Raw genomic sequence first — 6879 nt, 5'->3', positions numbered from 1 at the left:
GCGACGGCGAGATTATTTGGAAGGACTAGCCTATTTCGTACAGGTAGTAGTGCAAATCGATTGGAAAAATATGGATGTGAGTGATGTAATTGAAACTTAATAATTATTTTTGGGGATCCCTTAGCCAAATATCTTTAAACGTTTTAATTGGGTTATGTCACTGTTTCTTGCGGCATCAATTCCTTTAGTTTTTCTTTCCAATGCAAGCATTCAGTAGGGAAATAAAATGAAATTTACTCACCAATTGTCACCACAACAATTTACCCAAGCGTTTGAGTTTTTATCTGAGCGAAGTTATTGGAGTCAAGGCATTAGTCGCGAACGGTTAGAAAAAGCGTTCGCACACTCGCTGTGCTTTGCATTAATTGAAAATAAACAGCTATTGGCATTTGCACGAGTGGTGACTGACCAAGCCACTTTTGCAAATTTACTGGATGTATTTGTGTTAGAGCCATTTAGAGGTCAAGGGCTGGGTAAAAAGCTGATGGATCATGTAATGAGTCACCCTGAATTGCAATCATTACGCCGTTTTACACTGGCAACAAAAGACGCTCATTCACTTTATCAACAATTTGGTTTTCAAAGCCAAGCAAGCCCCAATCTCGCAATGGAAAAGTGTTTAGTTGGCGGGTACTCAAAATTATTACTGCGGTAAAATTAAGTATGGATTGAACGTTTTAATGCGTGCAGTTAAATACTTTTATTATTTTACAGCTGAACTCCTTATTCTGTATTTATAGCCGTTTTATTAAAAATGTGAGCACTTTAGAGAGTATCAATAAATAATACTATTACTGGGTTTTTAGAGTCAGTTAATTAGTAAAATGCAAACAATGCTTACGCCAGAAAATGCATTGTACATTCTTGGTGTAATGTTTACCGCCTTGTCCTGAGTTCAGGTTACAGCTTTCATTATTATCATTTCCATATGAACGGCAGTCTACACACTCGTTGTGGGTTGTGCGCCTTACGAACCTATAAACCAGCTCGCTTTGACTTCAAGGGAGTGTCTATATATGGCTTATTTTATTTTGACTGGTAAGTGAAATAAGCTAACGCGTCAGAGGTATTCAAGTTCCCGTGGAAATACGCGGATAACACTAATTCTGAAAGTGAGATCAAATTTGGTAAAATACTGTGGCAAAAATTCACCTAATCAACTTTACTTTGTTTCGATGATCGTAAGTTGAATGTATGTAAATATTATAAGTTATAGGGTTACAAAAAATTAATTTATCATGTTGTTATTGTTTCTTATTTTAGTGTAATAAAATTTTGAATTTTGATTTATGATTGCGTATAGTAACGTTGTTATTTAGTAGTCAATTTTAATTGGATTTAAAGTTACTATTACCTGCATTATTTTAATACATATAAGTTAAAGGATTAACTATCGATCATGAATTATCTTTTTATATTTTTAACAATTATCACTTCATTTACAACTATGGCTCAAGAAAACCCAAAGGTTTACCATAGCTTTGACTCTGAATTTTCTGCTACTTTGACAGTTGTTCCAGCTGAGGATGAAAATACTTACTATGTAAATTACAATGGCTTTGAACATCATTATGATGGTAATACCTTACTTTATAAAAAATTCAAGAATGACATTGGTGATGGTTATTATTTAAAATTGCTTGGAATGCCGGATGTTAATTTTAAAAATGAAGGTCATAAAACTGTTCGTTCAGGAACATTAGTTTCTTATTCAAGTGTATATCTCGATAATGATACAGTTACAAAAGTTATTTATTCCGGCTTGGCAGATATTGTAAAAGTTAATAAAGTCAAAGAGCAATATCAAGTAAGGCAATTAAATGTTGTTAGTAAAATTGCTGCCAAAAAACTTATTGAAAAATCAGTTAGTTCATTTTCTACAACATGTGAAACGAATATTGAAATCGATATAGATTGGCGACAGTTTGAATCTCAAAAACTAAAAACTAGTCCTGCAAAATTATCGGCTTATATGAATGCATTAGAAAATATTTGTACCATCGACCACGATTATTTGGAGGCTGTACAAGGGATAGAAAAAATTCAGCTTATTCCATCTGTTGTAGCAGATAAGCATCAAGCAAAAATGTCAAACAGTGTGCTGATTATTGAAATTGGTGATGATGTTACTAATTTGCCAGAAACCAGTTATAAACTAATTTACGATATATTTTAATCACTACAAGGAAAGAAAATGAAACATAAAATTTTAGCGGGTATTATTATTACGTTATTTAGTACAGCTTCATATGCATCTATTAAAGACAAAAAGGCTATTAGAGCAGCTGATGCTAGTATTTCAGCAGAGGTTGATAAAGTTAAAGCGGCTTGTGGTAATGCTTCACTAGATGTAAAAGTCGATTGGGAAGATTATAAAAAAATGATCGCCGCGAATAAAGATAAATTAGCTAAAGATAATTATCAAAGCCAGTGGGTTATTGCTCATTCAGGCCAAAGAACTGTTGCAACACTTGAGGCTCTTTCTGCAATTTGTAAAGATGATGTGGATTATAAAGAAGAGATTGCTAAGTTAACTAAAATAAATGTTACAGCTAAAGATGACTTTTCAGACTCTGCAAGTGAGTTCTCATTAGCAGATAACGCTTTAACTGTTGAGACTGGACATAAAATGTCTCGTAATGCTTCTGATTTTGCTAAGAAAATTAAAGCACTTTATTAATTTATAAATTACAGTAATGATTTATGTTAATGTTACACATAGATCATTACTAACCTTATTTTTACCTGTTTAAACACTATAAAACCTCATTGCTTACATTGCCTTATTCTGTTCTAAAAGAGACAATAAACCCACTGTTTTATGCCTTCCCAGTGTATCGTTTTTGATAAATCATTTACGTTATAGTTAACTGCAGAGCACCTAATTTCTTCTCTATTTCTTGGATAATCGGCTTCATTAAACAAAACTCCTTCATACGCTTGTTGTGTTATCTCAAGCAATTGAGCGTCTTCTATTTGCGACAGTAGCTCTTTATGGTTCGCTTTCACTGCAAGTAAGTAATTGGCTTCTTTACTAACTATTTTTTCTGCAATTGGTTTTTGACATCCATTGTATCAATCGTTACTAAGCACTTTTTATCTCTAGTAATACAAGGCGTTTCGGTAACGATGTTATTTCATTCTATTTTTATCAACAGGGGGTTTTGCCAAAATGACGCTACTTTCTCATGCAAATGCGCTAACTATATAAAGCACATCACATCTATCTGATTGATTACTGTTAATTTAAAATCGAAAAATTCTTATGTTTTAGCGCTTATAATTTGTTGCTCTGTGTATTTAGCTGAAAATTGTATGAGGTTTTAGATTAATCATTTACTAATAGCACTGCACCACTTTGGGTATCGCCTAAGTAATCGTCTTTATTGTAAATCGGGCACTTTGTCATTGACAGGCAACCGCAGCCGATGCAGCCGTCGACTCTGTCGCGTAGGCGCTGCATAAAAGCAATACGTTCATCAAGTTGTGCTTGCCAGTTTTTTGATAATGTTGACCAATCTTCTTTAGTGGGGGTACGTTTATCAGGTAAAGTGGCGAGGGTTTGTTTGATTTCTTCAAGAGTAATGCCCATTGCTTGCGCTGCTTTGATGACCGCCACACGGCGCAGTACATCAGGCTTATAACGGCGTTGGTTGCCGTTGTTCCGCCAGCTGCGGATCAAGCCTTTGGTTTCGTAAAAGTGTAGTGCGGAGACTTTTACGCCGCTGCGTTTAGCTACAAAGCCCACAGTTAAATTAGCTTCAACAAGTTTTTTTTGTTGATCGGTCATAGTTTTCTTCTTTTTTATTAAAAATCAATTTTTAAGGTTGACCTCAATCTTACTTGAGGTTTTATGCTCTTTGCAACCATAAAAAAGGAGAAATAAAATGCAAGAAAAATCAATGCATAACACCGCTATTATTTATTCAAGTGGCCGTAAAAACGGTAATACTACGGCGCAAGTTAATGCCTATAGTAAGCAACAAAGCGGCATTGTTTTTTGCTTAGATGATTATGTTATTTCACCTTATCGCTACGATAAGCAGTATCACAATGATGATTTTTATAATTTGTTTGAAGTGTTACTTCGCTACGAACATTGGGTGTTCGCATCGCCTGTGTACTGGTATAACACCACGCCACAAATGAAAGCATTTATGGATAGGATCACAGATTACATGGATGACGAGGCGTTAAAACCGAAGCTTAGAACTTTACGTCAAAAACAGTTTTCACTATTGTCTAATGCCTCATCTCCCTCTGCGCCAGACGCATTTATAGACATGTTTAAACAAACCTTTAATTATTTAGGAATGACTTTTAAAGCTCATTCACATGTACAGGCTGGTTAAATACGGGTAGGCTAAACAAAAAAGGATGATTTATGAAAACTTCACTTTTAGGCTTTGGCCTTCTTGCAACTAGCTTAACAACGATCGCTGCTGAGCCAACTCCTGTTATCAATGACTTTGGTTATTTTTACAATGTACCAGCTCATGTATCAGACTTAAGCCAAGCGCAGTTTAAAATTGCCTTTGATGTAGGAGATGGCGCTGAAAAAGGCGCGCAAAATAATCATATTAATTCGTTAGCGCGCTTTATCAATATGCATGTTACCCATGGGGTAAAGCCGGAAAACATCCAGCTAGCTCTCGTTGTACACGGTAGCGCGAGTGTTGATGTGCTGGAAAACAGCGTTTATAAAAGCCGCTTTGATGTTGATAATAAAAACCAGTCTTTGATCACCCAGCTACTCGCTAATAACACGGTTGTGTATGTGTGCGGGCAGTCGGCAATGCATATGAAGGTAGCAGCAGAGCAGCTTATCCCAGGGGTGAAAATGGCGCTTTCGGCAATGACCGCTCATGCGCAGTTACAGCAACAAGGCTACACGCTGAATCCATTTTAAAATGAATATTTTGTGTTTTGGCGACTCTAATACCTTTGGTATTTCTCCTGTTGATGGGAAACGGCTGAGCGAAACTGAACGCTGGCCTACTTTATTAAAGCAGCTGTTGGGCACAGGCTTTGAAGTGATTGAAGCCGGGGAGCCTAATCGTACTTTAGTCAATAATCCCCCGTTTATGGGCGACAAATCGGGCATTAAGTATTTAAAACCGTATTTGGAAGCACATACTGTTGATGTTGTTATTATTCAACTCGGTACTAATGATTTAAAAGCGCGCTTTGACTTAACACCAGAGCAAATTTCGCTGGGCTTAAATCAGTTACTGCTTGAGATAGATAACTTTTATAGTAATACCACTTTACCAAAACGTATTATTATTAGCCCGCCTAAAGTTTATGAAGTTAATCAATATCAACGTATTTATGCTGGTGCTGAAATTAAATCACAACAGTTAGCACAACACTTTGCTGACGTTACAAAATTGCATCGATGTAATTTTTTAGATGCTTATTCGCAAGTAAATCCATGTTCTGATGAAGGGATTCACTTAGCACCAGCTACACATAGCTTACTTGCTGAGCACTTAGTTAGCTTATTGACACAATGAGAAGGTTTTGCTCATCAACTATAGAGAGTATATCGTGATTATTAAACAACCCGCTTTGTATTTTAATATTACTTAAAGCCACGTATAATGCGCGGCTTATTTTTAGTGTCTGTATGGTGTTTTTTGAAGTCGATATTCAAACAATATGGTGTGGTATTTATCTTGTTAAGCTTATTAACGGGCTTAATAGGCGCATTTGTTAATCCACTAATGGGTTTGTTTATTGTTGAAGGCTTACAAAGTCCACCTATATATTTGGGTGTGTACACTACAGGTGTCACTTTGATGGGCATTCTTTTTAGCCAATGGTTAGGTGGATTGGCCGATAAGGGCGTGAGCGCTAAAAAGATGTTTATGATTGCGGTCTCTGGCATGGGGATGGCGTTAATCATATTCGCTAACGCAACGTCTTTTTGGCAGGTATTTGCTGCCGGAGTACTCTTGCTTTCAATGGGCAATGCCGCGATACCGCAAGTTATGACTATTGCTCGCCAGTGGGCTGATGAGCAAGATCATATTGATATCACCCAGTTTAATACTCGCCTTAGAGCGGCAATTTCATTTGCATGGGTCGCAGGCCCGCCGCTTGGCTATTTACTTGCATCAGGAGTTGCCTTTAGTCGCTCATTTTATACCGCAGCTACGTTTGCGTTGTTGGCATTAATTTTTGCAATGAAGTTTTTGCCCAGTGTTAATGCTAACGACAGAGCTAAGAAAGCTGAGCCAAATCAGCCGATCAATCAATCATTTTGGGCCTTAGGGGCTGCTATAACCTTTGGTTCAATTGGCAATATTATGTACGCCAGTGCCTTACCGCTTTATACAATAAATGAACTGGGCTTTGCTAATAATATACCTGGAATATTTATGGGCATGGTGGCATTAATCGAGATCCCTGTGATGTTGTATAGCGCAAAGCTCAGTAAACGCATCACTAAAACAGGCTTGTTAGGTTTTGCTTTTAGTTGCGCTATTTTGTTCTATATTGGCGTATTTTTTGCCGATCAAGTATGGCAATTCTTTGTACTGCAAGGTGTAAATGCTATTTTTTATGGGATCTTTGCGGGTATCGGCCTGACTATTTTACAAGAGCAGCTACCATCACGAATTGGTTTTACCTCTGCTTTTTATGGCAATGCCATTAAAGTAGGGGTCATGCTTGGTACTGCCAGTACCGGTTTAATTGCACAGTGGTTTAGTTTTCGTTTTGCCACGCTAGGCTCGCTTATTGCGGCAAGCATTGCTATGACTTTTTTAATAATATTTAGTTATTTAAAGCGCCAAGAGAGCGAGTCGCAAGAGCAGCTTTTTGTTCAAAACGTGATTTAAAAAAGCCGCAGTGTATTAACCACCACGGCTTTGG

8 protein-coding genes and 1 pseudogene are annotated in these 6879 nt (G+C 36.9%); 7 read left to right on the top strand and 2 right to left on the bottom strand.

The genetic code is table 11. The annotated features are described in order from the left end of the window. Window positions 1-226: 226 nt before the first annotated feature. The 3 genes from H5201_RS01500 (at window position 227) to H5201_RS01490 (ending at window position 2680) form a co-directional block, all read left to right on the top strand. Window positions 227-655 (top strand): GNAT family N-acetyltransferase, encoded by a 429-nt coding sequence (locus H5201_RS01500; protein WP_182767331.1) that lies wholly within the window; start codon window positions 227-229, stop codon window positions 653-655. 744 nt (window positions 656-1399) lie between these two features. Continuing rightward, window positions 1400-2176, top strand: a complete 777-nt coding sequence (locus H5201_RS01495; protein ID WP_182717644.1) for a hypothetical protein — start codon at window positions 1400-1402, stop codon at window positions 2174-2176. 18 nt (window positions 2177-2194) lie between these two features. Then, complete coding sequence (locus H5201_RS01490; protein ID WP_182717643.1) at window positions 2195-2680, top strand: hypothetical protein; 486 nt, start codon at window positions 2195-2197, stop codon at window positions 2678-2680. Between the two features lie 313 nt (window positions 2681-2993). On the opposite strand, the pseudogene H5201_RS23530 reads toward H5201_RS01490, so the two are convergent. Then, window positions 2994-3142: pseudogene (locus H5201_RS23530) on the bottom strand (ISAs1 family transposase); the annotation flags it as partial. Window positions 3143-3328: 186 nt separating this feature from the next. Beyond that, window positions 3329-3790, bottom strand: coding sequence for a redox-sensitive transcriptional activator SoxR (gene soxR, locus H5201_RS01485; protein ID WP_182717642.1), 462 nt, complete (start codon window positions 3788-3790; stop codon window positions 3329-3331). A gap of 97 nt (window positions 3791-3887) precedes the next feature. On the opposite strand from soxR, the gene H5201_RS01480 reads away from it, so the two are divergent. The 4 genes from H5201_RS01480 (at window position 3888) to H5201_RS01465 (ending at window position 6845) form a co-directional block, all read left to right on the top strand. Beyond that, complete coding sequence (locus H5201_RS01480) at window positions 3888-4352, top strand: flavodoxin family protein (protein WP_182717641.1); 465 nt, start codon at window positions 3888-3890, stop codon at window positions 4350-4352. A 32-nt stretch (window positions 4353-4384) separates the two neighbouring features. Then, window positions 4385-4909 carry a DsrE family protein gene (locus H5201_RS01475; RefSeq protein WP_182783561.1) on the top strand — a complete coding sequence of 175 codons (525 nt, stop codon included), beginning with the start codon at window positions 4385-4387 and terminating at the stop codon, window positions 4907-4909. 1 nt (window position 4910) lies between these two features. After that, window positions 4911-5516 (top strand): GDSL-type esterase/lipase family protein, encoded by a 606-nt coding sequence (locus H5201_RS01470; protein ID WP_182717639.1) that lies wholly within the window; start codon window positions 4911-4913, stop codon window positions 5514-5516. 123 nt (window positions 5517-5639) lie between these two features. Further along, window positions 5640-6845, top strand: coding sequence for a sugar efflux transporter (locus H5201_RS01465; RefSeq protein WP_220496100.1), 1206 nt, complete (start codon window positions 5640-5642; stop codon window positions 6843-6845). The last annotated feature ends 34 nt before the right edge of the window (window positions 6846-6879 follow it).

Source organism: Pseudoalteromonas sp. SG43-6, from assembly GCF_014164365.1.
Taxonomy (GTDB): domain Bacteria; phylum Pseudomonadota; class Gammaproteobacteria; order Enterobacterales; family Alteromonadaceae; genus Pseudoalteromonas; species Pseudoalteromonas rhizosphaerae.
Note: the sequence above shows the minus strand (reverse complement) of the source record. Positions and strands in the feature narration are given on the sequence as shown.

Excerpts from the sequence above, each read along its gene's own strand:
- soxR (WP_182717642.1), bottom strand. The coding sequence starts at position 3,790 with ATGACCGATCAACAAAAAAAACTTGTTGAAGCTAATTTAACTGTGGGC.
- H5201_RS01500 (WP_182767331.1), top strand. The coding sequence starts at position 227 with ATGAAATTTACTCACCAATTGTCACCACAACAATTTACCCAAGCGTTT.
- H5201_RS01475 (WP_182783561.1), top strand. The coding sequence starts at position 4,385 with ATGAAAACTTCACTTTTAGGCTTTGGCCTTCTTGCAACTAGCTTAACA.
- H5201_RS01495 (WP_182717644.1), top strand. The coding sequence starts at position 1,400 with ATGAATTATCTTTTTATATTTTTAACAATTATCACTTCATTTACAACT.
- H5201_RS01480 (WP_182717641.1), top strand. The coding sequence starts at position 3,888 with ATGCAAGAAAAATCAATGCATAACACCGCTATTATTTATTCAAGTGGC.
- H5201_RS01470 (WP_182717639.1), top strand. The coding sequence starts at position 4,911 with ATGAATATTTTGTGTTTTGGCGACTCTAATACCTTTGGTATTTCTCCT.
- H5201_RS01490 (WP_182717643.1), top strand. The coding sequence starts at position 2,195 with ATGAAACATAAAATTTTAGCGGGTATTATTATTACGTTATTTAGTACA.